Genomic DNA, 26,770 nt, shown 5'->3' on the forward strand with positions numbered 1-26,770 from the left:
CCCGCGACCGCAACGCCGGCTAACCGCCGGGGCTCCGCCCCGGACCCCGCTCCTCAAACGCCGGAGGGGCTGGGTTGTCCGTCGAAAAGCATCCGCTGAAGCTCACGCGCAGCGCGGGGCGGGGCCACATCCGACCGATGCGCGAGCGCGATCGTGCGGCTCAGCCCCGGCTTCGCCAACGGAGTGACCCGCAGATCCGCCCCGGCCCGGTGCGCCACCATCCACGGCACCACCGCCACCCCGAGCCCGGCCCGCACGAACCCGAGCACCGCGTCCATCTCGCCGCCCTCCACCGCGAAGTCCGGCTCGAACCCCTCGCCCCGGCACGCGGCGACGGTCAGCTCCCGCAGGTCGTACCCGTGCCGGAACATGACGAGCCGCTCGCCCTCCAGGTCGGGGATGCGCACGGATCCCCGGCCCCGCCCCGGCGCGGGCGCGTCCTTGGACGACACCACCACCAGCTCCTCGCGCAGCAGCTCCACCGTCGTCAGGGCGGGCGCGGGCGCAGGGAGCGGGAGGACGACGAGCGCGAGGTCGAGGGCGCCGCGCGCGAGGCCCCGTACGAGGTCGTGGGAGCCGCCCTCCTCGATCATCAGCTGGATGCCGGGGTAGCGGTCGTGGAAGGCGCGCAGCACGTCCGGCAGCAGGCCAGTGCAGAGCGAGGGGGTCGCGCCGAGCCGCACCCGGCCGCGCTTGAGCTGCGCCAGCTCCTGCACCTCGTGCCGTGCCGTGTCCGCGTCGGCGAGGATCCGGCGGGCGAGCGGCAGGAGCGCCTCCCCGGCGTCGGTCAGCGTGATGTTTCCGCGGGCCCGCTGGAACAGGTCCACGCCCAGTTCCCGCTCGAGCGTCCGGATCTGCTGGGACAGCGACGGCTGGGCGACGTGCACCAGCTCGGCGGCGCGGGTGAAGTGCCGGGTCTCCGCGACCGCGACGAAGTACTGGAGCTGCTGGAACTGCATGGGGACCACCATAGCTCCCTCGATAGCGAATGCCTATCGAAATGAGGCGCACCATGTCTTGGACCGATCGGGCCCTTGGGCTCTAGCGTCTTGACCCATGGCTCTGGCAACGCGGACGGACCGACGGCCGTCCATGGCACGCACTGTCTGGGACAGCTCCGTCGGCAAGAAGACTGTGATGGCGGTGAGCGGCCTCGTCATGCTGCTCTACCTGGTCGCGCACATGATCGGGAACCTGAAGATCTTCTTCGGCCCCGAGGAGATCAACCACTACGCCGCCTGGCTGCGCACCATGGGCGGGCCCGTCCTGCACTACGAGTGGGGCCTGTGGATCGCCCGCGTGGTCCTCATCGTCGCCGTCGTCGCGCACGCCACGTCCGCGTACCAGCTGAGCCGCCGGGGCAACAAGGCACGCCCCAGCAAGTACGTGCACAAGAAGCCGCGCGCCGACTACGCCACCCGCACCATGCGCTGGGGCGGCATCATCCTCGGCCTGTTCATCGTCTGGCACATCCTCGACCTGACGACCGGCACGGTGCACCCGGGCGGCTACGAGCACCTGCACCCGTACCAGAACATCATCGACACGTTCTCGACCTGGTACGGCAACGTCATCTACATCGTCGCGATGCTCGCCCTCGGCTTCCACATCCAGCACGGGTTCTGGAGCGCCGCGCAGACCCTCGGTGTCGGCAGCCGCACCCGCGACCGCGTCCTGAAGACCGTCGGCAACGTACTCGCCGTGGTGCTCACGCTCGGCTTCATCGCCGTGCCCGTGGGCGTCATGACCGGATTGGTGAGCTGAACAACCATGACCTCATACGCGGACTACTCCACCGGCGAGCCGGTCGTCGACACCAAGGCGCCGCAGGGCCCCGTGAACGAGCGCTGGGACACCCGCCGCTTCGAGGCCAAGCTGGTCAACCCGGCCAACCGCCGCAAGCACACCGTCATCGTCGTCGGCACCGGCCTGGCCGGCGGATCCGCCGGAGCCACCCTCGCCGAACAGGGCTACCACGTCGTCCAGTTCTGCTACCAGGACTCGCCGCGCCGCGCCCACTCGATCGCCGCGCAGGGCGGCATCAACGCCGCGAAGAACTACCGCAACGACGGCGACTCGGTGCACCGCCTCTTCTACGACACCGTCAAGGGCGGCGACTTCCGCGCCCGCGAGTCGAACGTGCACCGCCTCGCGCAGATCTCCGTCGAGATCATCGACCAGTGTGTCGCGCAGGGTGTGCCCTTCGCCCGCGAGTACGGCGGCCTCCTCGACACCCGCTCCTTCGGCGGCGTGCAGGTGTCCCGCACCTTCTACGCCCGCGGCCAGACGGGCCAGCAGCTCCTCCTCGGCGCGTACCAGGCGCTCAGCCGCCAGGTCGCCGCCGGGAACATCGAGCTGCACCCGCGCACCGAGATGCTCGACCTCGTCATCGTCGACGGCAAGGCGCGCGGCATCGTCGCCCGCGACCTCATCACCGGCAAGATCGACACATACTTCGCGGACGCCGTCGTGCTCGCCTCCGGCGGTTACGGCAACGTCTTCTACCTGTCGACGAACGCCATGAACTCCAACGCGACGGCGATCTGGCGCGCCCACCGGCGCGGCGCCTACTTCGCCAACCCGTGCTTCACGCAGATCCACCCCACGTGCATCCCGCGCACCGGCGACCACCAGTCCAAGCTGACGCTGATGTCGGAGTCGCTGCGCAACGACGGGCGTATCTGGGTGCCGAAGGCGAAGGGCGACACACGTCCCGCCAACGAGATCCCCGAGGACGAGCGCGACTACTACCTGGAGCGCATCTACCCGGCGTTCGGCAACCTCGTGCCCCGTGACATCGCCTCCCGCGCCGCGAAGAACGTGTGCGACGAGGGCAGGGGAGTGGGCCCCGGCGGCCAGGGTGTGTACCTCGACTTCGCCGATGCCATCAAGCGGATGGGCAAGAAGGCCGTCGAGGCCAAGTACGGCAACCTCTTCGACATGTACGCGCGGATCACCGACGAGGACCCGTACAGGACGCCCATGCGGATCTACCCCGCCGTGCACTACACGATGGGCGGACTCTGGGTCGACTACGACCTGTCCACCACCGTCCCCGGCCTCTTCGCCGTCGGCGAGGCCAACTTCTCCGACCACGGCGCCAACCGGCTCGGCGCGAGCGCGCTGATGCAGGGCCTCGCGGACGGCTACTTCGTCCTCCCGGCCACCATCAACGACTACCTCGCCAAGCACCCGCACACCGACGAGGTGAACGCCGAACACCCGGCCACCGTCGAGGTCGTGCGCGAGACCGAGGAGCGGCTCGCGAAGCTGCTCGCCGTGGACGGGGACCGCACGCCGGACTCCTTCCACCGTGAACTCGGCGAGCTGATGTGGGAGTTCTGCGGCATGGCCCGCACGGAGGAGGGTCTGCGCAAGGCCCTCGACCGGATCCCGCAGATCCGCGAGGAGTTCTGGCGCCGCATCAAGGTGCCCGGCACCGGCGAGGAGTTCAACCAGTCGCTGGAGAAGGCCAACCGCATCATCGACTACATCGAGCTCGCCGAGCTGATGTGTCTCGACGCGTTGCACCGCGCCGAGTCCTGCGGCGGCCACTTCCGTGAGGAGTCGCAGACCCCCGACGGCGAGGCGGCGCGTGTCGACGAGGAGTTCTCGTACGCCGCCGCCTGGGAGTTCACCGGTACCGGCGCCGCTCCGGTACTGCACAAGGAAGACCTGGTCTTCGAGTACGTCCACCCCACTCAGCGGAGCTACGCATGAAGCTCACCCTGCGCGTCTGGCGCCAGAAGAACGCCGACGCCGAAGGCGCCATGTCCACGTACGAGGTGGACGGGATCAGCCAGGACATGTCGTTCCTGGAGATGCTCGACACCCTCAACGAGGAACTCATCCTCAAGGGCGAGGACCCGGTCGCCTTCGACCACGACTGCCGCGAGGGCATCTGCGGCGCCTGCTCGCTCGTCATCAACGGCGACGCGCACGGCCCGGAGCGCACCACCACCTGCCAGCTGCACATGCGGTCCTTCAAGGACGGCGACACCATCGACATCGAGCCGTGGCGCGCCTCCGCCTTCCCGGTCGTGAAGGACCTGGTGGTGGACCGCTCGGCCTTCGACCGGATCATCCAGGCCGGCGGCTACATCACGGCCCCGACGGGCGCGGCCCCCGAGGCGCACTCCACACCCGTCCCCAAGCCCGACGCGGACTTCTCCTTCGAGCACGCCGAGTGCATCGGCTGCGGCGCCTGCGTCGCGGCCTGCCCCAACGGCGCGGCGATGCTGTTCACCTCGGCGAAGATCAACCACCTCAACGTGCTGCCGCAGGGCGCGCCCGAGCGCGAGACCCGCGTCCTCGACATGGTGGGTCAGATGGACGAGGAGGGCTTCGGCGGCTGCACGCTCGCCGGCGAGTGCGCGACGGCCTGCCCCAAGGGCATCCCGCTGTTCTCCATCACCAGCATGAACAAGGAGTGGCTGCGCGCGAACCGCAAGGTGAGCCGCTGAACGGACAAGCGCTGAACGGCTGGCGCGATGGGCGTCCCGCGAAGAGCGCGGGGTGGGCGGGACCGGCGTGGTGCTCAACCTCCGGTCCCGTCATCGCGTTCGCGTCACCTTCCGCAGGTACGGAGCGGTCCGGCTCCCCGGATCGGCGGCCACCGTCGCCGGCGGCCCCGCGGCCACCACGCGCCCACCCGCGGCCCCGCCGCCGGGACCCATGTCGACGACCCAGTCCGCCCCCGCGACCACCGCCATGTCGTGCTCGACCACGACCACGGAGTGCCCGGCGTCGACGAGCCCGTTCAGCTGCCGCATCAGCACCTCCACGTCGGCCGGGTGCAGTCCGGTCGTCGGCTCGTCGAGGAGGTACAGGGTGTGCCCGCGCCGCACCCGCTGCAACTCGCTGGCCAGCTTGATGCGTTGGGCCTCGCCGCCCGACAGTTCGGTGGCCGGCTGCCCGAGCCGCAGATAGCCGAGTCCGACGTCGAGCAGCGTGCGCAGGCTGCGCAGCACGGGCCGCGCCGCGGCAGCCGTCTTGGTGTCTGCCGCCTCGAAGAACTCCGCCGCCGACTCCACTGTCAGATCGAGCACCTCGGCGATGTTCCGACCCCGGTAGGTCACCTGGAGCGTCTCCGGGTTGTAGCGGGCGCCCGCGCAGTCCGGGCACGGTGTGTACGTGCTCGGCAGGAACAGCAGCTCCACGCTGACGAAGCCCTCGCCCTGGCAGGTCTCGCAGCGCCCGCCGGTGACATTGAACGAGAAGCGGCCGACGCCGTAGCCGCGCGCCTTCGCCTCGTCGGTGGCCGCGAACACCTTGCGCACGACGTCGAACAGGCCCGTGTAGGTGGCCAGGTTCGAGCGTGGTGTGCGGCCGATCGGCTTCTGGTCGACGACCACGAGCCGGCCGACGCCCTCGACCTCCTCGGTGATCTCGCCGATCAGCGTCGACTTCCCGGACCCGGAGACACCGGTGACGGCGGTGAAGGCGCCCAGCGGGAACTCGGCGGTGACCTCGCGCAGGTTGTGCCGGGTGACCGGACCGACCTTCAGCCAGCCGGTGGGGGTGCGGACCTGGCGTTCCTCCACGGGGTCCTCGGCGAACAGGAAGCGGGCCGTCGCCGACTCCGCGACCTCGCGCAGCCCGTCCACCGGACCGCTGTGCAGCACCCGCCCGCCGTGCTCACCGGCCTGCGGCCCCACGTCGACCAGCCAGTCGGCGTGCCGCATCACATCGAGGTGGTGCTCGACCACGAACACGGAGTTGCCGGACGCCTTCAGCCGGTCGAGCACGGTGAGCAGGGACTCGGTGTCGGCCGGGTGGAGTCCGGCGGACGGCTCGTCGAGGACGTACACGACGCCGAACAGTCCGGACCTCAACTGCGTGGCCAGACGCAGCCGTTGCAACTCACCCGCAGACAGGGTGGGGGTCGACCGGTCGAGGCTCAGATAGCCGAGACCCAGCTCGGTGACCGTCGCGATGCGGGCCCGCAGATCGTCGGTCAGCACGCGCGCCGTCTCGGACGTGTCACCCTCGGTCGCGAGCAGCCCGGCGAGATCGGCGAGCGGGACACCCGCGAGATCCGCGATCGTCCGGCCCGCGAAGGTCACGGCCAGGGCCTCCGCCCGCAGCCGCGCACCCCCGCAGACCGGACACGGCGTGCTCTCCAGGAACCGCTCCGCCTTGGCGCGCAGCGACTGGCTCTTGGAGTCCGAGAAGGTCTTGAGCACATAGCGGTTCGCGCTCATGTACGTGCCCTGGTACGGGCGGTGGATGCGGCCCGCGTCCCGCACCGGGTGCACGGTCACCACCGGCTGCTCGTCCGTGAACAGGATCCAGTCCCGGTCCGCCTGCGCAAGCTCCCGCCAGGGCCGGTCGACGTCGTACCCGAGCGCGTCGAGGACGTCGCGCAGGTTCTTCCCCTGCCAGGCGCCCGGCCAGGCGGCGATGGCGCCCTCGCGGATCGACAGCGCGGGATCGGGCACCAGCAGCGCCTCGGTGGTGCGGTGCACCTTCCCGAGGCCGTGGCACGAGGGGCACGCCCCGGCCGCCGTGTTCGAGGAGAACGCGTCCGAATCGAGGCGTTCGGCGCCCTCCGGATACGTACCGGCCCGCGAGAACAGCATCCGCAGCGAGTTCGACAGCGTCGTGACCGTGCCGACCGAGGAGCGGGAGGTCGGCGCCGAGCGGCTCTGCTGCAGCGACACCGCGGGCGGCAGCCCGCTGATCTCGCCGACCTTCGGCGCGCCGACCTGGTGGATCAGCCGCCGGGCGTACGGGGCGACCGACTCGAAGTAGCGGCGCTGCGCCTCCGCGTAGATCGTCCCGAAGGCAAGCGACGATTTTCCCGAGCCCGACACCCCCGTGAAGACCGCGAGCACGTCCCGCGGGATGTCCACGTCGACACCCTTGAGGTTGTGCTCACGGGCGCCGCGCACCCGCACGAGTCCGTCGTGGCGGGGGTCGGGCGAGGTGGGGTGGTGCATGGCGCGTGCTCCCGGTCGGCTGCGTCGGCTGTCGTACTCCATGATCCACCCACGTCGCGGCAGCGGCGGCCCGGAGAACGCCCGATGAATGATGCGCACACGCCTTGACTGGTGGTCATGGGCTCACGCACCGTTACGGAGGTCGTCATTCGAGCAGTGGGGGGTTCGTGAACGGCAGACTGTTCGGCGCGGGCGCGGCGGTGTGCGCTCTCGCCCTCGTGGGTGCGGCTCCCGCACAGGCCTCGCCGTCACCGGCCCCGTCCGCGCCCCGGCACGGCAGCCTGCCGCTCGGCGCCGCCGACCTGTCGGAGACGCGGACGACGCGCACGCTGCAGCCGGGCGTGACGCTCACCCGGATCGTGCGCGGCGCGGACGCCCCGGCCATGGCGTGGACCGTCGAGGTCTCCATCCCGGGCGGCGCCGGATCGCCCGACCCGGACGCGCCGCCGACCGCACTGAAGGACGAGGCCAGCGCCGCGGAACTCGCCTCCGGCCTGCGGGCGGACGGCTTCGAGGCCCGTTCGGAGAAGGTCACCACCGCGGCGACCGCCGACTACGCGGGCGGCACCCTCGGCTGGCGGGTCCGCGTCGGCACCTTCCCCACCGAGGCCGCCGCCACCGCCGAACGCACCCGCCTGCGCGCCGCCGGGTACACCGGATCCGCCTGGTACACCGGCTGGGACGGGAACGCGGGGGACCGCGGCCCCTGGCGCGTCGACGTCCTCACCATCGACCCGAAGAAGTTCGACGGCGACCTCAAGGCGTCGTACGGCCCGGACCTGGAGAACCGGGAGACCACCAGCGCGCTCGCCTCCGCCGCGGGCGCGACGGCCGGGGTCAACGCGGGCTTCTTCGTCCTCGACCCCAAGGCGGGCGCCCCCGGCGACCTGGCCGGCGTCGGCGTCTACAACGGCCGTCTGCTGAGCGAGGCGGTGAACGGGCGGCCCGGTCTCGTCGTCCACGACTCCGCGCGCGGCACCGCCGTCACTCGTCTCACCTGGCAGGGCAAGGTCACGGCCGACGGCACCACGCTGCCGCTCGACGGCATCGACCGCGTCCCCGGCCTGATCCGCAACTGCGGCGGCACCGCCGACGACACCCCGACCGCCCGGCCGCTGCACGACACCACCTGCACCGACCCGGACGAACTCGTCGCGTTCACCCCGGAGTTCGGTGCGCAGACGCCGAAGGGCGACGGCGCCGAAGCCGTTGCCGACCGCACCGGCCGGGTCGTCGAGGTGCGCTCTCCGCGCGGCGGCACTCTGCCCGCCGGAGGCCGCAGCATCCAGGCCACGGGTGCGTACGCGGAGCGACTGACAGCCCTCGCGAGGACCGGTCACCCCCTGCGGATCCAGAGCGGGTTGAAGGACGCCAAGGGCCGCGCCGTCACCGCCTCCCGCTCGACCAGCATCCTCAACGGCGGTCCCGAACTCGTCCGTGACGGCCGCCGCCACGTCACCCCCGCCACCGACGGCATGGTGCAGCCGGGCAACCCGAGCTTCTACTACGGCTGGGTGCACAAGCGGAACCCGCGCACCCTCGCAGGAACGGACGCCTCGGGCCGCACCGTGCTCGTCACCGCCGACGGACGCGGCACCGGAGCCCTGGGCCTGAGCATCAACGAGAGCGCCGACGTCGCCGCGTCCCTCGGTCTGCGGGACGCCGTCAACCTCGACGGCGGCGGCTCGACCACGATGGTCGTCGACGACCAGGTGATCAACGACCCGTCGGACGCGACCGGTGAACGCCCGGTCGGGGACGCCCTGTTGGTGCTCCCCGGCACCCGCTGACGCAAGCGCCGGACGATTCGAGGGAGCCGCCATGACCGCCGCCCTGAACCCGCACACCAGACGCCTGCTGCTCGTCCTGGCGGCCCTGCTGCTCACCCTCTGCGGGGCCCCGCCGGCCGTCGCCGCCACGAAGGCACCGCCCGCCACCGAGGTCGTCGACGTCCAGCAGGTCGCCGACCGGCAGGTGGACCTCTCCGTCCGCGCCTCGGCGCTCGGCGGCCGCACGGTCAAGGTCCGGCTGCTCACGCCCGACGGCTGGAACCCGGCCGACCGCGACCGGCACTGGCCCACCCTGTGGCTGCTGCACGGCTGCTGCGGCGACTACACGTCCTGGACCAACATGACGGACGTCGCCGCGCTCCAAGACCTGCGCAACGTCCTCGTCGTGATGCCGGAGGCGGGCTGGAACGGCTGGTACAGCGACTGGTGGAACTACGGCCAGGGCGGCGATCCGGCCTGGGACACCTTCCACACCCGCGATCTGCGCCGCCTCCTGGAACGCGACTGGGGCGCGGGCTCCCGGCGCGTCGTCGCGGGCCTGTCCATGGGCGGCCAGGGCGCGCTCCTGTACGCGGCCCGGCACCCGGGCATGTTCAGGGCGGCCGCGGCCTACTCCGGTTCCGCGCACCCGCTCCTGAACGACGAGTCGACGAACCGGATCATGGGCTTCCTCGCCGGGCAGGGCAACGACCCCCTGCGCGTCTGGGGCGACCCGGTGGCCCAGCGCGACATCTGGGCCGCCCACGACCCGTACTACCTGGCGAAGCGCCTGAAGTCGCTGCCCGTCTATCTCTCCTGCGGCGACGGCACCGCGGGCCCGCTGGACCCACCGGGCGCCACCAACGCCCTGGAGGCCGACTTCAACCGGCAGAACCACGCCCTCGCCGACCGGTTGAGGAAGGCGGGCGCCAAGCACCTCACCACCAATTTCTACGGCCCCGGCACCCACACCTGGCCGTACTGGCAGCGCGAACTGCACTCCTCGCTGCCGATGCTGCTGCGCGGCCTGGGGCTCACCTAGCGAACCGTGTGGCTAGCGCGGCGTCAGGCGGGCGATCCGGGCCAGGCGGCGGTACGACTCCAGCAGGGCCTCGCGGTCGTACGTACTGGTCGTCACCAGCACCTCCTGCGCCCCGCTCTCCTTGATCACCGTCTCCAGCTCCTCCGCGACCTGCTGCTCCGTGCCGACGATGTGGCCGCGAAGCCCGGACTCGTACAGCTCGCGCTCCTTCGCCGTCATCTCCAGGCCCGCGACGCGCTCGGCGGGCGGGAGCGGCGGGAACGTGCCGTGCGTGCGCGAGTGCGCCATCGACCAGGCCTCGGGGGCGAGGATCCGGCGGGCCTCCGGCTCGCTGCCCGCCACGGCGACCGTCCCCGAGATGACGACGTACGGATCGGCGGACCAGGCCGAGGGGCGGAACTCGGCGCGGTAGCGGTCGATGCCGCGCAGCATCTTCTCGCGGGAACGGAAGTCGCCGATCACCATCGGCAGCCCGGCGCGGGCCGCGATCGCGGCGCCCTCGCCCATCGCCAGCACGAACGGCGGGACCCGCAGGCCCTCGGAGGGGCGGGCGTGCACGCGCGTGGACGACGTGCCGGTGAAGAACGCCAGCAGTTCGTCGAGCTGCCCGGCGAAGTCCTCGGCGTCGTCCTTGTCCCGGCCCAGCGCCTTGCGGACCCCGTCCGTGAACCCGACCGAGCGGCCGAGCCCCATGTCGATCCGGCCGGGGAACAGCGCCTCCAGGACCCCGAACTGCTCCGCCACGACCAGGGGTTGATGGTTGGGCAGCATCACGCCGCCGGTGCCGACCCGGATGTGCCGGGTCGCCGCGGCCACGGCCGCCGCGAGCACGGTCGGCGCGGACCCGGCGACGCCCGGCACACCGTGGTGCTCGGAGACCCAGACGCGCTCGTAGCCGAGCCGCTCCAGGTCCCGGGCCAGGGAGACGGTGTCGCGCAGCGCGTCCCCGTCCGAGTGGCCCTCGCGGGTGCGGGAGCGGTCGAGGACGGAGAAGCGGGTCGATTCGATCACGGTGCTCACACCTTGCTTCAACGCTGCCCGGCCCCGGAGATTCCCCGACCGGCCCGCCGTCCGCCTAGGGTGAACGCCATGGCCAGCGACGAACGCCCCCTCGCCGTGTTCGACCTCGACGGAACCCTCGCCGACACCGCGCACCGGCAGCGGTTCCTGGAGCGCGGTCCGCGCGACTGGAACGCGTTCTTCGCCGCCGCGCCGCACGATCCGCCGCTCGCCGAAGGGGTCGCGCTCGCCCTCTCGTACGCCGAGGAGTGCGACATCGTCTACCTGACCGGGCGCCCGGAGCGGTGCCGCGCCGACACGGTCGCCTGGCTCTGCGCGCACGGACTGCCGAAGGGGCCGGTGCACATGCGGCGCAACGACGACCGCAGGCCGGCCCGCCGCACCAAGCTGGACGTCCTGCGCCGCATCGCGCGCGGCCGCGAGCTGCGGGCGCTCGTGGACGACGACGAGCTGGTCTGCGACGACGCGCAGTGCGCCGGGTTCACCGTCGTACGGGCCCGCTGGGCGAGCACGTCGGCGGCGCTGAAGGACGCCCAGGAGCGCGAGGGGCGGACCTGAGGCGGGGAGGGGTCAGGAGCCGTCGTCCTCCAGCCGGAAGCCGACCTTCAGGCCGACCTGCCAGTGCTCGACCTGGCCGTCGACGATCTGCCCCCGGACCTGCGTGACCTCGAACCAGTCGAGGTTGCGCACGGTCTGCGAGGCGCGAGCGATCCCATTGCGGACCGCCTCGTCCACGCCTTCGTGGGAGGTGCCGACGATCTCGGTGACGCGATACGTGTGGTTCGACATGCCTCCACCGTGCCCCGGGGCGGCGGGGCCCGCCATCCGTATGACGCCGCCCCTCACCCCGCGTAGCGGACACGGCCGGGCGGTCATGAATGACCTCGGCCGAAGCAACTGTCCGCGCGGGGCCCGCCCGCGCGCACGTCCGTGGAAAGAGGCTCATCTTGACGCAGCGCCGACTCACCCGTGCCGCCGTCCTGACCACCCTGACCCTGATGGCCTTCGGGGCCACGGGGGCGGCCCAGGCCGTCGCGGCGACGGCCGCACCCGCGCCGTGCCACCGCTACCAGGCGACCGTCAACCGGCACCAGGACACGGTGGACGCGCTCGACGCCCGGATCGCCCCGGTGGAAGCGCGGATCGAGAGTCTGGAGCACGACTACGACATGGCCCACGGCGCGGTCGAGTACCAGTCCACGGTCTACACCGAGGCGCGCGACTGGGTGCGGGAGCTGGAGCGGGAGGACGGCTTCGACCCGGCCGACGCCGACTACATGAAGGCAGTCAAGGAGCGCGACCAGGCCGAGCGGGACCTCGCGCAGGCCCGCGAGGAGGCCCGCGCTGCCTCCGCGGCGCTGAACGGCGTCGAGGTCGACCCGCAGCTGCTCGCCGACCGCGCCCGCGCCAAGAAGCTGCTCGGCACCGCCGAGAAGCGCCTCGCGACCTGCCTGGCCAGGCCGACCGCCTGACCTGACGGGGCGTCGACGGGAGGGTAGGGGTGGGCCACACCCCTTGACCCTCCCGTTGGTCTATACCAAAATCCCCAGACACCCGTACGAGCCGAGTGCTCTTCCCCCACGTCGGGCTTCATTTCCCTGTCCGCAGGAAGAAAGTGACCCACGTGAACTCCCGCCGCCTCGCCCTGACTTTCGCCTCCCTCCTCGCCACCGGCACGCTCGTCACCGCGTGCGGAGTCCTGCCGGGCGGCGACGGCGACCAGGACACCGTCACCGTGTGGCTGATGCGCGGCAGCGCCTCGGAGGACTTCCTCAAGCGCTTCACGGAGGACTTCGAGTCCCGGCACGACGGCATGACGCTCGACATCCGCATCCAGGACTGGACCGGCATCGGCGCCAAGGTCACCAAGGCGCTCAACGGCCGCCGCGGCGAAGAGCCGGGCGCCCCCGACGTCATCGAGGTCGGCAACACCCAGGTCCCGCAGTACGTCGAGGAGGACGGGCTGCTCGACCTCTCCCTGGAGTCCGCGCGCGACCTCGGCATGCACGACTGGCTGCCCGGCCTCGCCGAACCCGGCGTCGACACCTCCCGGCAGTACGGCATCCCCTGGTACGCCGCGAACCGCGTCGTCATCTACAACAAGGACCTCTTCCGGCAGGCGGGGATCGACGAGCCGCCCACCACGCGCGCCGCATGGCTCGACATGACACGGAAGCTGAACTCCGGCGGCACGGAGGGCATCTACCTCGCCGGACAGGACTGGTACACGCTGTCCGGGTTCGTCTGGGACGAGGGCGGTGACCTCGCCGAGGAGAACTCGGGCGTCTGGACCGGCACCCTGGACACGCCCGCCGCGCTGCGCGGCATGGCCTTCTACCGGCAGCTCCAGGCGCTCGGCGGTGGCCCCAAGGACGCCGACGAGGAACACCCGCCGCAGGCCGAGCAGTTCGCCCGCGGCGACATCGCGCAGATCATCTCCGTGCCCGGCGCCACCCAGCGCATCCTCCAGAAGAACCCCGAACTCAAGGGAAAGCTGGGCTACTTCCCGATACCGGGCAAGACGTCGCGCAGGGCGGGCACCGTGTTCACCGGCGGTTCGGACCTCGTCGTCCCCGCCAACACCGACAACCGGGACGGCGCCGTCGAGGTGGTCAAGGCGCTGGCCGGCGAGAAGTGGAACACCGAACTGGCCCGCACCATGAACTACGTGCCGAACAAGACCACGCTCGCCGACGCGGTCGCCGGTGAGCCGGGCGTGGCCGCGATGGCCGTCGGCGCCGCCCACGGAAAGGCGACGCCCGGCTCACCGCTGTGGCCGAACGTGGAGGCCGGCGACAACCCCATCAAGCAGTACATGTCCAAGGTCCTCGCCGGCGGCGACCCGTCGGCCGAGGCGAAGCGGGCGTCCCGCGAGATCACCCGCCGCCTCGACGAGCGGAACTGAAGTCGAGCGAAACCGACGACGCGCGGAACCCGACGCGCCGCTAGGCCGCCCTGCTCAGCGACAGCGCGAACCGCCCCTCCACGTCCGTCCACCAGTGCGTCAGGTCGAGATCCGCCTCGTGCAGTTCGGCCTTGACGCCCTCCTGGCGGAACTTCGCGGAGACCTCCGTGCGCACCTCCTCGCCCGCCGCGAACTCGACCGCGAGGCCGAGCGCCGGGATCTTCACGGTCTGCGCCGTGGTGGAGCGCAGCCGCATCTCGATCCACTCGCACTCGGCGTTCCACCGGGCGACGTGCTCGAACGTCTCGGGACGGAAGTCGGCGCCCAGCTCCCGGTCCATCACGCTCAGCACGTTCTTGTTGAACGCGGCCGTGACGCCCGCCGCGTCGTCGTACGCCGCGACCAGCGTCCGCTCGTCCTTCACCAGGTCCGTGCCGAGAAGGAAGAAGTCGCCGGGGGAGAGGAGCCCGCGCACCGCCGTCAGGAACGCGGCCCGCTCGTCCGGCAGCAGGTTGCCGATCGTGCCGCCGAGGAAGGCGACCAGGCGCGGCCCCGGCGTCCCGGGCAGATCGAACGCGGTCGTGAAGTCCGTGACCATGGCGTGGATGTCGAGCCCGGGCCGCCCGGCGAGGAGCGTGTCCGCCGCGCCGCGCAGCGCGCTCTCGCTGACGTCCACGGGGACGTACGTCGTGAGGTCCGTGAGCGCGTCCAGGAGGTGGCGCGTCTTGTCGGACGAGCCGGAGCCCAGCTCTACGAGGGTGCGCGCGCCCGTGGCCGAGGCGATCTCCCCGGCGCGCGCGAGCAGGATCTCGCGCTCGGCGCGCGTCGGGTAGTACTCGGGCAGTTGAGTGATCTCGTCGAAGAGTTCGCTGCCGCGTGCGTCGTAGAACCACTTGGGCGGGAGCGTCTTGGGCGTGCGGGTCAGGCCGTGCAGGACGTCGGCCCGAAGGGCCGCGCCGGTCGCGTCCTCGGGCAGGGTGCGGGTGATACGGAACGGGCTCACGCAGAGGGCTCCTTGAGCGGGGTCAACAGAACGTCGGTGCGGCTCGCCGCGAGCAGCGTGCGGTCGGGGACCTCGATCCAGTGCGGATCGTCGTCGAAGGGCTCGGAGGCGACGACGGTGGAGTGGCCGGGGTCCGTGCGGTACCAGAGGGTGTCGCCCCAGGCCGTCGCGGTGATCGTCTCGCCGTCGGTGAGCAGGAAGTTGAGCCGGGCGGTGGGGGCCGCCTCAGCGACCTCCAGGGCCGTGTCGGCGAGCGCCTGCCCCGCGGCGTCCTCGGCGGGGCCCACCCGCAGGCGGCGCAGGACGAGCGCCCACAGGAACGCCGCGTCGCAGCGGGCCTCCATGGCGAGGAGGTCCGCCGGGGGCAGCGTCGGCACCAGGGAGGACAGAGAGCGGGGCCAGCCCGGCACCGCGCCGTTGTGGCTGAACAGCCAGCGGCCCGCCGCGTACGGGGCCGCTGCCGCCTCCCCGTCGGAACCGGAGAGCGTGGCGTCACGGACCGCGGCGAGCAGCGCCCCGGAGCGCACGACGCGGGCCAGGTCCTGGTAGGCCGCGTCGCCCCAGATGGGTCCCGCGCGGCGGTAGCGGGCGGGCACCGGGTCGCCGTCCGCGTACCAACCCACCCCGAAACCGTCGGCGTTGACCGTGCCGTGGCGCTGTCGGCGCGGCTCCCACGACTGGCGGAACAGACTGTGCGGCGGCCCGTCGACGATCTCGCCGAGCGGTACCTCGGGCCCCAGATAGGCCAGGTGACGGCACATCAGGCGCGCCCCCGTGCCTCGGCGTCGCGCGCGGTGCGGAACCCGGAGAAGATCTGCCGCCGGATCGGATGGTCCCAGTTGCGGAACGTGCCCCGGCAGGCCACCGCGTCCACGCCGAACGAACCGCCGCGCAGCACCTTGTAGTCCGGCCCGAAGAACACCTCCGAGTACTCGCGGTAGGGGTACGCCACGAATCCCGGATAGGGCAGGAAGTCGCTCGACGTCCACTCCCACACGTCGCCCATCAACTGCCGCACGCCGAGCGGCGACTCGCCCAGTGCATAGCTGCCGGCGGGGGCCGGGCGCAGATGGCGCTGGCCGAGGTTCGCCCGCTCCGGCGTCGGGTCCGTGTCGCCCCACGGATAGCGCATCGAGCGCCCGGAGGCCGGGTCGTGCCGGGCCGCCTTCTCCCACTCCTCCTCCGTCGGCAGGCGGCGGCCCGCCCACCGGGCGTAGGCGTCGGCCTCGTACCAGCTCACGTGCAGCACCGGCTCGTCCGGCGGCACGGGCTCGGTCGCCCCGAACCGACGGCGCAGCCACTGCCCGCCCTCGCGCCGCCAGAACAGCGGCGCCTCAAGGCCGTGCTCGCGCACCATTGCCCAGCCCGCCGGGTCCCACCAGCGCTCCTCCCGGTAGCCGCCCTCCTCGACGAACTCCATGTACGCGGCGTTCGTCACCGGGGTCGTGTCGATGTGGAACGGCGGTACGAGGCGGGTGTGCGCGGGACGTTCGTTGTCCAGCGCCCACGGCTCGGCCGTCGTGCCCATCGTGAACGGACCACCGGGGACGAGGACTTCGGCGGGACCGTCGAACGGCCGGGCCAGGGGCTCGGGGTCGGGCGCGGTGAGCGCCGCGCCGCCCTGGCGGAGCTGATGAGTGATCAGCATCGTCTCGTCGTGCTGCTGCTCGTGCTGGGCGATCATCCCGAAGGCGAAGCCCGAACGGGTCAGACGCGATGTCCCCTCCGCCTCGAACGAGGTCTTCTCCAGCACGTCGAAGGCCCGCCCGCGCACGTCCGCCGCATAGCCGCGGGCCTCCGTGGGGGCGAGCAACGGCAGGCTCGGGCGCTCCGAGCGCGGATGCTCGAACGCGTCGTACAGCGGGTCGATCTCGGGGCGGATCGCCTCCTGCCCCGCGACCGCGCGCAGCAGCCACTGCTCCTCCTGGTTCCCGATGTGCGCGAGGTCCCAGACGAGCGGCGACATCAACGGCGAGTGCTGAGCGGTCAGTTCGGCCTCGTCGACACAGCTCGTCAGCAGCGTCGTGCGGCGCCGCGCGGCCTCGAGGGCGGCCGCGGCGCGGTCCCGGAGCGCCTCCGGGTCCGTGGTGACGTTCTCCCGGGCGGTCATGATCGGACGGTCCTCCCCTGTGCGGGTTGTCGCGTGAGCTGATCGAGCACGTCGTCGGCGGGGCAGCGGCCGCGCAGCACGTAGCGGTGCGTGAAGTCCGCGACCGCCTGCCGCACGTCCGGGCCCGCGCCGATTCGCGGCAGCGCCTCCAGCGCCGTCGTGAAGCAGGCCGCTGCGGCCTCGCGCAGCTCGGGGTCGGCGAGGCCGAGCCGGGCCGCGTCGCGCCACAGCGGATTGTGCGGGGCGGGCATCGGCCCCGAGCGCTCGGCGAGCGGCTTGACCGCGCGGTACGCGGTCTCGGCGGCCTGCGGATCGTCGAACAGGGCGGTGGTCACGGCGAGCGGCACCAGCCACCCGTCGTCGCCCGACTGCGCGTCGATCATGCGGAGTTCCAGGTGCCCGCGCGGACGCACGGGCGGGAACAGGGTGGTCAGGTGGTAGTCGAGATCGGAGCGGGTCGGCGGCCGCGGCGCGCCCGTGCGGGCCCACTCGCGGAACGTCAGCCCGTCCGGCACCTGCCACGGCCCCTCGTCGCTGCGCACGCACATCACGGGCGCGTCGAGCACGTGCCGCGTCCACGCCTCGCGCGGATCGAAGTCGAGGGGCACGCCGCCGGAGCGGCCCACGTCGATCCGCTCCCACAGCAGCTGCCGCGTGGACCGCCACCCGGTCGGGCGGCCGGACAGCATGGGCGAGTTGGCGAACGCGGCCACCAGGACCGCGCCCAGCAGGTGGGCGAGCCGCCAGCGCCGGCCGAGCCCCTGCGGACCCGGCTCCTCGTGCCCCGCGTCCAGGCACACCTGCACGGACGCGGACGAGCACATCATGGAGCGCCCGGCGGGCCCGGCACGGTCGAGTGACGCCTCCAGGGCGTCGTAACGGGGTTGGTGGAGAACGCGTCGGGGCGGCAGCCACGGGTCGGTGCCGTGGCCGGAGAGGACGAGTCCGTGGCCGCGGAGCGCGGTGCGCACGGCGGCCAGATCGGCCCGCATGGCCGAGACGCATTCGGTGAGGGTGGTGGCGGGGAGCGAACTCAGCTCAAGCTGCCCGCCGGGTTCCACGGTGAGCGCCGAGCGCAGGGGCAGGGCGCGCAGTGCGACGTATGCCGCGTCGAGTCGTTCGGGTGGTAAGGGGAGCCACGGCTTCAGCGGTGGGCGCGGCTCGTGGACGATCCATTCCAGCTCGACCCCGACCCTGCGGGGTGGTCCGGTCTTGAAGCAGATGCCCCGGACCAGGGCCTCCGCGCCGGCCTCGGTGATCAGCTCACCGAGCGCCGTACAGTCTCCCTCGCTCATTGGGGGTTCCTCCTGGTTCGCACGCTCTCCATGGTCCCTGGTGGGGGCCATGCCGTCGATTCGGCCGGGTGCCGACAAACGGGCCCCTTCCGGGCGACGCAGACCCTCCACCCAAGACGGTTCCACCGAATCGCACAAGAGTGCCTCTGGACAGACCCCGGACTTCTCCGGGCCCGGCGAAAACCTGTTGCCCGCTCGGTCACTGTGCGTACACGATGGATTCATGAACACGACGGGGGAGACCACGGGGGACGCGGCGTGAGCGCACGACTGCGCGAGATCGCGCGGAGCACGGAGAAGATCGTCGACTCGGGGGAGTACGCGGACGACGGGGGCCGCGTGGTGACGATCGGCGCCGCGGTGGCGCGGGCGCGGGCGGGCACCAGGATGTACGGGCCCGACCCGGTGCCCGTGCCGTCGGCACCGCCCGTGGACCGGACGCGTGTCGAGGTCACGGGCGAGAGCAGCCTGGAGGCCGCGCGGCGCATGACGGGGGAGCGGCCGCAGCCGGTGGCCGTCCTGAACTTCGCCTCGGCCCGCAACCCCGGAGGCGGATACCTGAACGGCGCGCAGGCCCAGGAGGAGGCCCTCTGCCGCTGCTCCGCGCTGTACACCTGCCTCATCGAGGTCCCGGAGTTCTACGCCCACCACAGGGAGCACCGCGACGCCTTCTACACCGACCGCGTGATCCACGCGCCGGGCGTCCCGGTGATCCGTGACGACCAGGGCCGGCTGCTCGACGAGCCGTACGAGGTGGGCTTCCTGACGTCACCCGCGCCCAACGCGGGAGTGATCGCGCAGCGTACCCCCGAGCGAGTGCACGAGATACCCGCGGCCCTGGCCGCGCGCGCCGAGCGCGTCCTGGAGGTCGCCGCGGCCGAGGGATACCGACGGCTCGTCCTCGGTGCCTGGGGCTGCGGAGTGTTCCGCAACGACCCGGGGCAGGTGGCCGAGGCCTTCCACGGCCTGCTCGAAGGGCGTTTCGCCCACCGCTTCGAGCAGAGCGTGTTCGCCGTCCTCGACCGCACGAAGGGCGCGGCCACCCGCTCCGCGTTCGAGCGCGTCCTCGGCCCGGTGGGTCAGCGCCAGCCGTAGCGCTCCCGCAGCCGCAGCACCACGGTGTTGAACCGGCCGCGGTCCAGGGCGCACGCCTCGCGGCGCATCCCCTGCTCGTGCACGCGCAGCACCCGGTCCAGGTCCACCCACGAGTCCCGGCCGTCCTTGTCCCAGGGGCCCGAGCCGAGCGCCACCCACTCGCGGTCGCCGTCGTGCCGCTTGCTGGACAACTGCACCGCGAGCAGGGTTCCGGCCGCCTCGCGGGCGACCACGAGCACCGGTCGGTCCTTGCCGCGCCCGTCGTTCTCCTCGTACGGCACCCAGGTCCACACGATCTCGCCGGGGTCCGGGTCGCCGTCGTGGGCCGGGGTGTACTCGGTGCGCACCGAGCCGACCCGGGTCGGCTCGGCCTCCACCGTGGCCGTCGCGCCGCTGCGGCCAGGGTGTTCGTACGCGTGGTCGTCAGTAAAGGCAGTCACGCGGGTCACGTTAGACGCCGACCGGCCCAATCCCTGCGGCGGGTACACCGGATGGACCGCAGGCTCGCCCCATGAACCGACGACACCGCACCGTCCTCTGCGCCCTCGCGGGGACCCTCGCCCTCACCGCCGCGGCGCCCACAGGACCCGCCGCGTCCGAAGCGGCGCCCCCGCGCACCGTCTCCGCCTGGCTCCCGTACTGGGACCAGGAGGCCGCGTACAGAACCGCCCTCGACCACTCCGCACAGATCCGCACCATCAGCCCCTTCTGGTACGAGACGAAGGCCGCCGACCGCGTCACGGGCCACCCCGGCGCGGGCGAACGCCGCATCATCAACGGACTGCACGCCCGCGGCATCCAGGTCGTCCCCACCGTCATGGAGCAGATGAAGTCGGCAGCCCTCGCCAAGGTCCTCAACAACAAGAAGTCCCGCACCCGGCACGTCGACGCGCTGCTCGACGTCGTCCGCAGCCGCGCCTACGACGGGCTCGACATCGACTACGAGTCGATCGCCACCGCACCCGACGACAAGTACCGGGCGGTGCGCGCCGGTTACACCGCCTTCGCCACCGAACTCTGCGCCCGCCTGCACGCGGCCGACAAGAAGTGCTTCCTGACGGTGATGCCCAAGACCCGTTCGACGGGCCGCATCTGGGACTACGAGAAGCTGGGCGCCGCCGCCGACCGGGTACGGATCATGGCGTACAACCTGCACTCCGCCGAGGGGAAGCCGGGGCCGCTGGCCTCGCCGCAGTGGTACGACGAGATCCTGACCCGCGCCACCGCCGAAGTCCCGCGCGCCAAGCTGGAGATGGGGCTGCCGGCCTACGGCTGGAACTGGACGGCGGACGGCCCCCGCGGCGGCGGCAAGCACCGGGCCCGCCACGTCACGTCGAAGTCCGCCGAGGAGCTGCGCCGAAAGGTCCACGCCCCCTACGCACTCGACCGCACCTCCCGCACCCCCCATTTCACGTACACGGAGCGGAAGAAGGGAAAGAAGATCCGCCGCACCGTCTGGTACCAGGACGCGAACGGCACCGCGGAGCACCTCCCCGTACTGCGGAAACACGGGGTACGGAACACGGTCCTGTGGGCGCTCAACTTCGAGGACCCGAAGCTCTGGAAAACCCTGGCGCAGGGGTAGGCACCCGGGTCGGCAGGGGTCGGCACACGGGCCGTGCGGCGTCTGCAAGGATGCCGTACGTCATGGTGCAGATACCGAAGCAGCAGTCCGTCCAGCCGCCCGCGCCGACCCGCCCCGCGTCCGGCGCCCTGCCCACGAGCGCCGACGTCGCACGCCTCGCCGGTGTCTCACGGGCCACCGTCAGCTACGTCCTCAACAACACGAGCGCCGTCCGCATCAGCGAGCCGACCCGCCGCCGCGTCCACGACGCCGCCAAGGAACTCGGCTACGTTCCGCACGCCGCCGCCCGCAGCCTGCGCGCCGGACACACCCGGATCGTCCTCGTGCCCACCCCGGAAGTCCCGGTGGGACCGCTCTACAGCGCGTTCCTCAACGAACTCCAGTGGGCGCTGAGCCGGCTCGACTACACCGTCGTCCAGTACGGCGGCGTCGGCCTCAGCGGCGACGCCGCCGCGCGCGCCTGGGCCGAGCTGCGCCCGGTCGCCGTCCTCGGCCCGGTCGGCATGGGGCCCGACGGCATCGCCGTGCTCCGCCGCTCCGGCGCCCGCGCGGTCATCACCCTCGGCCCGGAGCCGGTCGAGGGCGCGCACGCCCTGCTCACGGACCACCGGCAGGTCGGCCGCGTCGCCGCGGGCCACCTCCTGGACCGCGGCCACCGCCGGATCGGCGTGGTCATGCCGAAGGAAGCGGGCCTCGACATGTTCGCGCTGCCGCGCCTGGAGGGCGTACGAGAGGCGGGCGCGGAGGCGGTCCGGCTGCCGCTGGCCTACGACGAGCGGAACGCGGCCGAAGTGGCCCAGCAGGTGGGCGAGTTGGGGCTCGGCGCGGTGTTCGCGTACAACGACGAGTACGCCATGCTGCTGATGCGCGCGCTCCAGGACGCGGGCGTCGACATCCCCGGCGAGGTCGCCGTGATGGGCGCCGACGACCTGATGCTGGGCCGCCTCCTGCGCCCCCGCTTGAGCACGGTGCGGCTCGACCTGCCGTCGGGCCGGGAGCTGGCGGAGCTCGTGGACCGGCTGGTCAGGGGCGAGGACTTGGACAGGGACGCGGAGCCCGAGCCGGTGCCGGAGCCGGGCGAGGCGCTGACGGTGACGCTGGTGGCACGCGAGTCCGCCTGACGGGCACGGGGCCGGTCGTCGGTCATCCGTGATGGGGGAGCCGGACATGCCGCGAGGCGGCCGCCACAAGGGGCGACCGCCTCGGGGGACACCGAAGTGTCCGGGACAGCCGAGTGTCCGGGGAGACCGAGTGTCCGGGGGAGCGGAGGGGACTCAGCCCTCCTGGCCCTCACCCTCCTGCTGCGCCTTCGCCTGCTGCTCGGCGACCGACTTGCGGACCTCGTCCATGTCCAGCTTGCGGGCCTGGCCGATGACGTCCTCGAGCGCCTCCTTCGGCAGCGCGCCCGGCTGGGCGAACACGGCCACCTGGTCACGCACGATCATCAGTGTCGGGATCGACTGGATCCCGAAGGCGGCGGCCAGCTCCGGCTGTGCCTCGGTGTCGACCTTGCCGAACACGAGGTCCGGGTTGGCCTCCGCGGCCTGCTCGTAGACCGGGGCGAACTGCTTGCAAGGCCCACACCAGTCAGCCCAGAAGTCGATCAGAACGAACTCGTTCTCCGTAACTGTCTGATCGAAGTTTTCCTTGGTCAGCTCCGTCGTGGTGCTGCTCATGGTGTTTTTCCCTCTTCCTGCTTCCGGGGTTCGGGGCGAAGCCGTCGGGGGCAAAGCCGCTGTGCACAACCGTCCGGATGTCGGACGTATTCCGCGCCCTTACCCATGTGCTCGGCACGCACACATACGACCACGCTGAGACACTGGAACGCATGACGGATGCCATCGATTACGACGTTGTAGTGCTGGGAGCGGGACCCGTCGGCGAGAACGTCGCCGACCGCGCGCGGGCCGGCGGGCTGAGCGCCGCCATTGTGGAGAGCGAGCTCGTCGGCGGGGAGTGTTCCTACTGGGCGTGCATGCCCAGCAAGGCCCTGCTGCGCCCGGTGATCGCCCGCGCCGACGCGCGCCGGGTCCCCGGCCTGCGCCAGGCGGTCCAGGGCCCGCTCGACGCCCCGGCCGTCCTCGCGCACCGCGACGACTTCACCTCTCACTGGAAGGACGACGGCCAGGTGGGCTGGCTGGAGTCCATCGGCATCGACCTGTACCGCGGCCACGGGCGGCTCGACGGACCGCGCCGGGTCACGGTCACCGCCGAGGACGGCACCGTGACCACGCTGACGGCGCGGCACGCGGTCGCGGTCTGCACGGGCACCCGCGCGGCGCTGCCGCCGCTGCCGGGCCTCGACGCGGTCAAGCCGTGGACCAGCCGGGAAGCCACGAGCGCGGACCGGGTGCCGGGCCGCCTCATCGTGGTCGGCGGCGGCGTGGTCGCCACGGAGATGGCGACGGCCTGGCAGGCGCTCGGCTCGCAGGTCACGGTGCTCGTACGCGGCGGTGGCCTGCTGGAGCGCATGGAGCCCTTCGCGGGAGAGCTCGTGGCGGACGCGCTGCGGGAGGCGGGCGCGGAAATTCGTACGGGGGTCTCCGCCAAATCGGTGGAACGAGCGGCCGACGGCACGGTCACCGCGGCCCTCGACGACGGCACGACACTCGAAGCCGACGAGATCCTCTTCGCGACGGGCCGCGCACCGCGCACGGACGACATCGGCCTCGACACGGTGGGCCTTGAACCGGGTTCCTGGCTCGACGTCGACGACAGCCTCCGCGTCACGAACAGCACCTGGCTCTACGCGGTCGGCGACGCCAACCACCGCGCGCTCCTCACCCACCAGGGCAAGTACCAGGCCCGCATCGCGGGCGCCGCGATCGCCGCCCGCGCGCAGGGCGTCCCGCTCCTGGAGACCGACCGCTGGGGCGCCCACGCCGCCACCGCCGACACCGACGCCGTCCCCCAGGTCGTCTTCACCGACCCCGAGGCCGCGAGCGCGGGCCTCACCCTCGCCGAGGCGGAGGCAGCGGGCCGCCGGGTCCGCGCGGTCGACTACGACATGGCCAACGTGGCGGGCTCCAGCCTCTACGCCGACGGCTACACGGGCCGCGCCCGCATGATCGTCGACCTCGACCGCGAAACCCTCCTGGGCGTCACCTTCGTCGGCCCCGGCGTCGGCGAACTCATCCACTCGGCCACGATCGCCATCGCGGGCGAGGTCCCCATCGACCGACTGTGGCACGCGGTCCCGGCGTATCCGACAGTGAGCGAGGTGTGGCTGCGGCTGCTGGAGACGTACCGCGGCTAGACAACCTTCCGGCGCGGCAGTCGTCGATTAAGGCCCTCGCCACCCCGGCCGGCACGGGGTGACGAGGGCGCGCTGGTTTCAGCAGGCGACGACTACCGCTTCTCGTCGCACACGCCTTCCTCCAACTCGCCGATGTCGCGGTCGCCAGCGGGTTCTTCGCCGACCCTCTTTCATCACCTCCTGAACTAAGTTCCGCAGTAACTCTTGACGCATGCTTCACAACCCTGAAGCATGCGTCGCCAAGAGAGCGCTCCCACCACCCCCACTCGTTCATTTCATGAACAAGGAGAGCCGCTGTGACTCGCTTCCCCCTGCCCTTGTCGCGCCGCAGAGTTCTCGGCGCGGCCGCCGTCGGCGCGGCGTTGCCCGTCCTCGGGACGGCGCCGGCGCCGGCCGCGCCCGCCCCTTCGCCCGCCCGCAGCAAGCCCCTCGCCGCAGGCGGTGACCTCGGGCCCAACGTGATCGTGTTCGACCCGTCCACGCCCGGCATCCAGGCCAAGCTGGACGAGATCTTCAAGCAGCAGGAGTCCGCCCAGTTCGGCGACGGCCGCTACCAACTGCTGTTCAAGCCGGGCACCTACAACGGGCTCAACGCCCAACTCGGCTTCTACACCTCGATATCAGGCCTCGGACTGTCCCCCGACGACACCGTCATCAACGGCGATGTCACCGTCGACGCCGGCTGGTTCGACGGCAACGCCACGCAGAACTTCTGGCGCTCGGCCGAGAACCTCGCGCTGGTGCCGGTGAACGGGACGAACCGGTGGGCGGTCGCGCAGGCCGCTCCGTTCCGCCGCATGCACGTGCGCGGCGGCCTCAATCTCTCGCCCGACGGCTACGGCTGGGCCAGCGGCGGCTACATCGCGGACAGCCGCATCGACGGCACCGTCGGCCCGTACTCGCAGCAGCAGTGGTACACCCGTGACTCCTCGGTGGGTGGATGGCAGAACGCCGTGTGGAACATGGTGTTCTCCGGCGTCGAGGGCGCGCCCGCGCAGAGCTTCCCCGACCCGCCGTACACCACTCTCGACACCACCCCGGTCTCCCGCGAGAAGCCGTTCCTGTACCTGGACGGCGAGGACTACAAGGTGTTCCTGCCGGAGAAGCGGACCAACGCACGCGGCACGACCTGGGGCAGCGGCACACCGCGCGGCACCTCGCTTCCCCTGAGCCAGTTCTACGTCGCCCAGCCCGGCGTCAGCGCGAGCGACCTGAACGCCGCCCTCGCCCAGGGCCTCAACCTCCTTCTCACGCCCGGCGTTTACCACCTCGACGCCCCCGTGGAGGTGAAGCGCGAGGGCACCGTCGTCCTCGGCCTGGGCTACGCCACCCTCGTCCCGGACGGCGGTGTGACGGCGCTGAAGGTGGCGGACGTGAACGGGGTGCGGCTCGCCGGGTTCCTGGTGGACGCGGGAACCGTCAACTCGCCCACCCTGATCGAGATCGGCCCGGAGGGCGCTTCCGCGGACCACTCCGCCGACCCGATCACCGTGCAGGACGTGTTCGTCCGCATCGGTGGCGCCGGCGCCGGCAAGGCCACCACCAGCCTGGTCGTCAACGCCCGGCACACCATCGTCGACCACACATGGGTGTGGCGCGCCGACCACGGCGACGGCGTGGGCTGGGACACCAACCGGGCCGACTACGGCGTCGTCGTCAACGGCGACGACGTGCTGATGACCGGCCTGTTCGTCGAGCACTTCAACAAGTACGACGTCCAGTGGTCCGGCGAGCGCGGCCGCACCATCTTCTTCCAGAACGAGAAGGCGTACGACGCCCCGAACCAGGCGGCCATCCAGAACGGCGACATGAAGGGCTTCGCCGCCTACAAGGTCGCCGACTCCGTGACGAGCCACGAGGGCTGGGGCCTGGGCTCGTACTGCTTCTACAACGTCGACCCGACGATCGTGCAGCACCACGGCTTCGCCGCCCCGAACACACCGGGCGTGAAGTTCCACGACCTGCTCGTGGTGTCACTGGGCGGCAAGGGTCAGTACGAACACGTCATCAACGACATCGGCGCCGCCACCTCGGGCAGCGACACCGTCCCGTCGACCGTGGTGTCCTACCCCTGACGGACGACAACGGCCTCGGAGGGCCGGTCGCCGCGGCACCGGCCGTCCGGGGTCTTCCGCACGCGCGTAGACCCTGGCACGATCTGGGCCGATCCACCTGCATCACAGCTGTCACACCCCACTCAGGCACTGGCAGGAAGGCCGCGATCCCCATGCGTATCCGCTCCGCGCCCACCGCGCTCGCCCTCACCACGGCCGCTCTCGTCGCCCCCGGCTTCGGCGCGCTGACGACCTCCACCGACGCGTTCGCCGCCACGAAGATCTCGCATGCGACGGCGACGTCGATGTTCCGCTCGGCCGGGATCACCTGGTCCTCGTCCGGTGGCTGTTCCGACCGCAACGTCTCCACGTGCACGTCGTTCGACCAGCTCAATCTCGCCACCGCCCAGGGCGCCCAGACGCTGAAGTCGGCCAGCGCGTGCGCGCTGAACATCACGGGCGGCACGGAGACCGGCCACGCGAGCGGCACCTACTCGCACTGGAACGGCTACAAGCTCGACTTCGGCAAGAACACCTGCGTGACGAGCTACATCAAGAACCACTTCACCTACATCGGTCTGCGCGGCGACGGCGCCCCGCAGTACAAGGCCGCGTCCGGCAACGTGTACGCGGACGAGGGCAACCACTGGGACGTGACGTTCTACAACTGCGGGGGCTGCTGACCGCACCTGCCC

At 71.9% G+C, this 26,770-nt stretch carries 24 protein-coding genes; 14 read left to right on the forward strand and 10 right to left on the reverse strand.

What is annotated here, in order from left to right:
- Positions 1-53: 53 nt before the first annotated feature.
- Entirely contained in the window at positions 54-959 is a 906-nt protein-coding gene (locus ACY34M_RS27965; RefSeq protein ID WP_462721075.1) for a LysR family transcriptional regulator, read from the reverse strand.
- Between the two features lie 133 nt (positions 960-1,092).
- On the opposite strand from ACY34M_RS27965, the gene ACY34M_RS27970 reads away from it, so the two are divergent.
- The 3 genes from ACY34M_RS27970 to ACY34M_RS27980 are packed head-to-tail and all read left to right on the forward strand — an operon-like array spanning position 1,093 to position 4,463.
- Positions 1,093-1,764, forward strand: coding sequence for a succinate dehydrogenase (locus ACY34M_RS27970; RefSeq protein ID WP_462721076.1), 672 nt, complete (start codon positions 1,093-1,095; stop codon positions 1,762-1,764).
- A 6-nt stretch (positions 1,765-1,770) separates the two neighbouring features.
- Positions 1,771-3,720, forward strand: coding sequence for a fumarate reductase/succinate dehydrogenase flavoprotein subunit (locus tag ACY34M_RS27975; RefSeq protein WP_462721077.1), 1,950 nt, complete (start codon positions 1,771-1,773; stop codon positions 3,718-3,720).
- Positions 3,717-4,463 carry a succinate dehydrogenase/fumarate reductase iron-sulfur subunit gene (locus ACY34M_RS27980; RefSeq protein WP_462721078.1) on the forward strand — a complete coding sequence of 249 codons (747 nt, stop codon included), beginning with the start codon at positions 3,717-3,719 and terminating at the stop codon, positions 4,461-4,463. The genes ACY34M_RS27975 and ACY34M_RS27980 overlap by 4 nt, the downstream gene beginning before the upstream one ends.
- A gap of 90 nt (positions 4,464-4,553) precedes the next feature.
- Here ACY34M_RS27980 and ACY34M_RS27985 read toward each other — a convergent pair whose 3' ends face one another.
- Positions 4,554-6,941, reverse strand: coding sequence for an ATP-binding cassette domain-containing protein (locus ACY34M_RS27985; protein ID WP_462721079.1), 2,388 nt, complete (start codon positions 6,939-6,941; stop codon positions 4,554-4,556).
- A 167-nt stretch (positions 6,942-7,108) separates the two neighbouring features.
- On the opposite strand from ACY34M_RS27985, the gene ACY34M_RS27990 reads away from it, so the two are divergent.
- The gene (locus ACY34M_RS27990) at positions 7,109-8,731 is read left to right on the forward strand and encodes a phosphodiester glycosidase family protein (RefSeq protein ID WP_462721080.1); all 1,623 of its coding nucleotides are present in this window, start codon (positions 7,109-7,111) and stop codon (positions 8,729-8,731) included.
- 31 nt (positions 8,732-8,762) lie between these two features.
- Entirely contained in the window at positions 8,763-9,752 is a 990-nt protein-coding gene (locus tag ACY34M_RS27995; protein ID WP_462721081.1) for an alpha/beta hydrolase, read from the forward strand.
- Positions 9,753-9,764: 12 nt separating this feature from the next.
- On the opposite strand, the gene ACY34M_RS28000 is transcribed toward ACY34M_RS27995, so the two are convergent.
- On the reverse strand, positions 9,765-10,772 hold the full coding sequence (locus ACY34M_RS28000; RefSeq protein WP_462721082.1) for an LLM class flavin-dependent oxidoreductase: 1,008 nt from the start codon (positions 10,770-10,772) through the stop codon (positions 9,765-9,767).
- A 69-nt stretch (positions 10,773-10,841) separates the two neighbouring features.
- Between ACY34M_RS28000 and ACY34M_RS28005 the strand changes: the two genes are divergently transcribed.
- A complete protein-coding gene (locus tag ACY34M_RS28005) occupies positions 10,842-11,330 on the forward strand; it encodes a phosphatase domain-containing protein (RefSeq protein WP_462721083.1) in 489 nt (162 codons plus the stop codon).
- Positions 11,331-11,342: 12 nt separating this feature from the next.
- Here the strand turns inward: ACY34M_RS28005 and ACY34M_RS28010 are convergent, their stop codons facing one another.
- Positions 11,343-11,561 carry a dodecin gene (locus ACY34M_RS28010; protein ID WP_462721084.1) on the reverse strand — a complete coding sequence of 73 codons (219 nt, stop codon included), beginning with the start codon at positions 11,559-11,561 and terminating at the stop codon, positions 11,343-11,345.
- A 158-nt stretch (positions 11,562-11,719) separates the two neighbouring features.
- Between ACY34M_RS28010 and ACY34M_RS28015 the strand changes: the two genes are divergently transcribed.
- Positions 11,720-12,244: a hypothetical protein gene (locus ACY34M_RS28015; RefSeq protein WP_462721085.1), complete on the forward strand. Its 525-nt coding sequence runs from the start codon at positions 11,720-11,722 to the stop codon at positions 12,242-12,244.
- Positions 12,245-12,396: 152 nt separating this feature from the next.
- Entirely contained in the window at positions 12,397-13,677 is a 1,281-nt protein-coding gene (locus tag ACY34M_RS28020) for an extracellular solute-binding protein (protein ID WP_462721086.1), read from the forward strand.
- Between the two features lie 40 nt (positions 13,678-13,717).
- Here the strand turns inward: ACY34M_RS28020 and egtD are convergent, their stop codons facing one another.
- From egtD to egtA, 4 genes are read right to left on the reverse strand one after another with little or no spacing between them, the layout of a single operon-like run.
- Positions 13,718-14,680, reverse strand: coding sequence for an L-histidine N(alpha)-methyltransferase (gene egtD, locus ACY34M_RS28025; RefSeq protein WP_462721087.1), 963 nt, complete (start codon positions 14,678-14,680; stop codon positions 13,718-13,720).
- A complete protein-coding gene (gene egtC, locus ACY34M_RS28030) occupies positions 14,677-15,441 on the reverse strand; it encodes an ergothioneine biosynthesis protein EgtC (RefSeq protein WP_462721088.1) in 765 nt (254 codons plus the stop codon). The genes egtD and egtC overlap by 4 nt, the downstream gene beginning before the upstream one ends.
- A complete protein-coding gene (gene egtB, locus ACY34M_RS28035) occupies positions 15,441-16,790 on the reverse strand; it encodes an ergothioneine biosynthesis protein EgtB (protein ID WP_462721089.1) in 1,350 nt (449 codons plus the stop codon). The genes egtC and egtB overlap by 1 nt, the downstream gene beginning before the upstream one ends.
- Complete coding sequence (gene egtA, locus ACY34M_RS28040) at positions 16,787-18,085, reverse strand: ergothioneine biosynthesis glutamate--cysteine ligase EgtA (RefSeq protein WP_462721090.1); 1,299 nt, start codon at positions 18,083-18,085, stop codon at positions 16,787-16,789. The genes egtB and egtA overlap by 4 nt, the downstream gene beginning before the upstream one ends.
- Before the next feature lie 258 nt (positions 18,086-18,343).
- Between egtA and ACY34M_RS28045 the strand changes: the two genes are divergently transcribed.
- Positions 18,344-19,180, forward strand: a complete 837-nt coding sequence (locus tag ACY34M_RS28045) for a TIGR02452 family protein (RefSeq protein WP_462721091.1) — start codon at positions 18,344-18,346, stop codon at positions 19,178-19,180.
- On the opposite strand, the gene ACY34M_RS28050 is transcribed toward ACY34M_RS28045, so the two are convergent.
- The gene (locus ACY34M_RS28050; protein WP_462721092.1) at positions 19,165-19,620 is read right to left on the reverse strand and encodes a type II toxin-antitoxin system PemK/MazF family toxin; all 456 of its coding nucleotides are present in this window, start codon (positions 19,618-19,620) and stop codon (positions 19,165-19,167) included. The two genes, ACY34M_RS28045 and ACY34M_RS28050, sit on opposite strands and share 16 nt — an antisense overlap.
- A 71-nt stretch (positions 19,621-19,691) precedes the next feature.
- On the opposite strand from ACY34M_RS28050, the gene ACY34M_RS28055 reads away from it, so the two are divergent.
- Positions 19,692-20,765, forward strand: a complete 1,074-nt coding sequence (locus ACY34M_RS28055) for a glycosyl hydrolase family 18 protein (protein ID WP_462721093.1) — start codon at positions 19,692-19,694, stop codon at positions 20,763-20,765.
- Positions 20,766-20,827: 62 nt separating this feature from the next.
- Entirely contained in the window at positions 20,828-21,886 is a 1,059-nt protein-coding gene (locus ACY34M_RS28060; protein WP_462721094.1) for a LacI family DNA-binding transcriptional regulator, read from the forward strand.
- Positions 21,887-22,039: 153 nt separating this feature from the next.
- Here ACY34M_RS28060 and trxA read toward each other — a convergent pair whose 3' ends face one another.
- A complete protein-coding gene (gene trxA, locus ACY34M_RS28065; protein WP_462721095.1) occupies positions 22,040-22,441 on the reverse strand; it encodes a thioredoxin in 402 nt (133 codons plus the stop codon).
- A 152-nt stretch (positions 22,442-22,593) separates the two neighbouring features.
- Here trxA and ACY34M_RS28070 point away from each other — a divergent pair, with 152 nt between their 5' ends.
- From ACY34M_RS28070 to ACY34M_RS28080, 3 genes are all read left to right on the forward strand, one after another.
- Positions 22,594-24,021 carry a dihydrolipoyl dehydrogenase family protein gene (locus tag ACY34M_RS28070; RefSeq protein ID WP_462721096.1) on the forward strand — a complete coding sequence of 476 codons (1,428 nt, stop codon included), beginning with the start codon at positions 22,594-22,596 and terminating at the stop codon, positions 24,019-24,021.
- Between the two features lie 296 nt (positions 24,022-24,317).
- On the forward strand, positions 24,318-26,096 hold the full coding sequence (locus ACY34M_RS28075; protein ID WP_462721097.1) for a coagulation factor 5/8 type domain-containing protein: 1,779 nt from the start codon (positions 24,318-24,320) through the stop codon (positions 26,094-26,096).
- 152 nt (positions 26,097-26,248) lie between these two features.
- Entirely contained in the window at positions 26,249-26,758 is a 510-nt protein-coding gene (locus tag ACY34M_RS28080) for a hypothetical protein (protein WP_462721098.1), read from the forward strand.
- Positions 26,759-26,770: the final 12 nt, after the last annotated feature.

It is taken from the genome of Streptomyces sp. EDA2-14 (genome assembly GCF_054963755.1).

Excerpts from the sequence above, each read along its gene's own strand:
- ACY34M_RS28070 (WP_462721096.1), top strand. The coding sequence starts at position 22,594 with ATGACGGATGCCATCGATTACGACGTTGTAGTGCTGGGAGCGGGACCC.
- ACY34M_RS27995 (WP_462721081.1), top strand. The coding sequence starts at position 8,763 with ATGACCGCCGCCCTGAACCCGCACACCAGACGCCTGCTGCTCGTCCTG.
- ACY34M_RS27965 (WP_462721075.1), bottom strand. The coding sequence starts at position 959 with ATGCAGTTCCAGCAGCTCCAGTACTTCGTCGCGGTCGCGGAGACCCGG.
- ACY34M_RS27985 (WP_462721079.1), bottom strand. The coding sequence starts at position 6,941 with ATGCACCACCCCACCTCGCCCGACCCCCGCCACGACGGACTCGTGCGG.
- ACY34M_RS28060 (WP_462721094.1), top strand. The coding sequence starts at position 20,828 with ATGGTGCAGATACCGAAGCAGCAGTCCGTCCAGCCGCCCGCGCCGACC.
- ACY34M_RS28010 (WP_462721084.1), bottom strand. The coding sequence starts at position 11,561 with ATGTCGAACCACACGTATCGCGTCACCGAGATCGTCGGCACCTCCCAC.
- egtB (WP_462721089.1), bottom strand. The coding sequence starts at position 16,790 with ATGACCGCCCGGGAGAACGTCACCACGGACCCGGAGGCGCTCCGGGAC.
- egtC (WP_462721088.1), bottom strand. The coding sequence starts at position 15,441 with ATGTGCCGTCACCTGGCCTATCTGGGGCCCGAGGTACCGCTCGGCGAG.
- trxA (WP_462721095.1), bottom strand. The coding sequence starts at position 22,441 with ATGAGCAGCACCACGACGGAGCTGACCAAGGAAAACTTCGATCAGACA.
- ACY34M_RS27970 (WP_462721076.1), top strand. The coding sequence starts at position 1,093 with ATGGCACGCACTGTCTGGGACAGCTCCGTCGGCAAGAAGACTGTGATG.
- ACY34M_RS27975 (WP_462721077.1), top strand. The coding sequence starts at position 1,771 with ATGACCTCATACGCGGACTACTCCACCGGCGAGCCGGTCGTCGACACC.
- ACY34M_RS27980 (WP_462721078.1), top strand. The coding sequence starts at position 3,717 with ATGAAGCTCACCCTGCGCGTCTGGCGCCAGAAGAACGCCGACGCCGAA.
- egtA (WP_462721090.1), bottom strand. The coding sequence starts at position 18,085 with ATGAGCGAGGGAGACTGTACGGCGCTCGGTGAGCTGATCACCGAGGCC.
- ACY34M_RS28055 (WP_462721093.1), top strand. The coding sequence starts at position 19,692 with ATGAACCGACGACACCGCACCGTCCTCTGCGCCCTCGCGGGGACCCTC.
- ACY34M_RS28080 (WP_462721098.1), top strand. The coding sequence starts at position 26,249 with ATGCGTATCCGCTCCGCGCCCACCGCGCTCGCCCTCACCACGGCCGCT.
- ACY34M_RS28005 (WP_462721083.1), top strand. The coding sequence starts at position 10,842 with ATGGCCAGCGACGAACGCCCCCTCGCCGTGTTCGACCTCGACGGAACC.